This is a genomic window from Flavobacterium tibetense, assembly GCF_003293845.1.
GTDB lineage: Bacteria > Bacteroidota > Bacteroidia > Flavobacteriales > Flavobacteriaceae > Flavobacterium > Flavobacterium tibetense.
Map to the genome: position 1 here is coordinate 1 of NZ_QLST01000041.1, position 1426 is coordinate 1426.

1 protein-coding gene is annotated in these 1426 nt (G+C 38.5%); it reads left to right on the forward strand.

Features of this window, described 5'->3' with window-relative positions; translation table 11 throughout:
* Positions 1-1426 (forward strand): T9SS type B sorting domain-containing protein (locus DPN68_RS12995; protein ID WP_133256613.1); only part of this gene is annotated, 1426 nt, incomplete at both ends.

The following is a 1426-nucleotide window of genomic DNA, read 5'->3' on the forward strand; positions in this document are numbered from 1 at the left end:
GTACTACTTATACTTGGTCAGCATCGACTACCAATATTGAGGGTTCATTTGTTTTAGATGGAGATGGTACAGATATTAATCAGTTAGTTCAATTACAAGATCCTACGGTTGTTGGTTTTGTTACTATAGTTGTAATCCCACGAGCTAATAATTGTGATGGAGATGCAGTTACGATTCAAGTTGTTGTTAATCCAGTACCAGAGATTACGGATGTAAATGTAAGTGCAGAGACGATTTGTTCTAATAATGAAGTATCGATAAGTGTAGTTGGTATTCCAAGTGGGTTAAGTTACACTTGGCAAGCGATTAATAATAATGGAGTAACGATAGTTGGCGGAGTAACTAGTGGCACAAGTACTACGGGTGATATCGATGTTACTTTAGTTACTACTGATCCATTAGTAGCTGGAACGATTCAGTTTGAGATTACTCCGATTCGTAATGGATGTACAGGAGTTTCAGTTGTAACGCCAGTTATTACAGTTAATCCGATTCCGGGCACTCCGATAGGTTTACCAATATCAGAGATTTGTAGTGGCGAGAATGCGAATTTAAATATTTCGGTAACGCCATTGATGACAGGAACGGAGTTAGATTGGGAAGTAGTTGAGGCTGTAAATATCACAGCAGGTTATGCGACTCAAGGTTCAGGAGTATCACCGATATTGATTGATGACATATTGATTAATGAAACGGATCAACAAGGATTTATCCGTTACCGTGTAACTTCACGTTTGAATGGATGTATTGGAAATACTACAGATTTCATAGTTAGAGTGAATCCATTGCCACGTCCTACGTTACAAGACGGAGCGATTTGTGTTGATGGTTCAGGAGTTACCTTCCAGACGTATGTATTGCAGAGTGGGATAAGTGGTGCTATGTATGATTTTGATTGGTATTACAATGATACATTGATTGCAGGAGCAACAGGAAACACATACACAGCTACACAACCAGGAACGTATTCATTAATTGTAACCAATACAATAACAGGATGTATATCTGAGGAGGTGTTTGCCAATGTAATAGAAGTACAACCAGCCACAGCTGCATCCGCTTCAGTTACAGATGCGTTTTCAGATAATGCTACCATAACAGTAAGTGTAACAGGCGGAACAGGAACGTTACTATATCAGTTAGATGGTGAAGGCTTCCAAGAATCAAATGTTTTCACTAGCGTTTCAGCAGGATTACATACAGTGACTGTAATCGATACACAAGGATGTACATATTTGACTATAGAAGTATTGGTAATAGATTACCCGCCATTTTTCACACCAAATGGAGATGGATTTAACGATACTTGGAATATTATTGGATTACAAGACCAACCTGAAGCAAGAATCTATATTTTTGACAGATATGGTAAACTGTTGAAACAAATTAGCCCACAAGGACAAGGATGGGATGGAAGATTCAATGG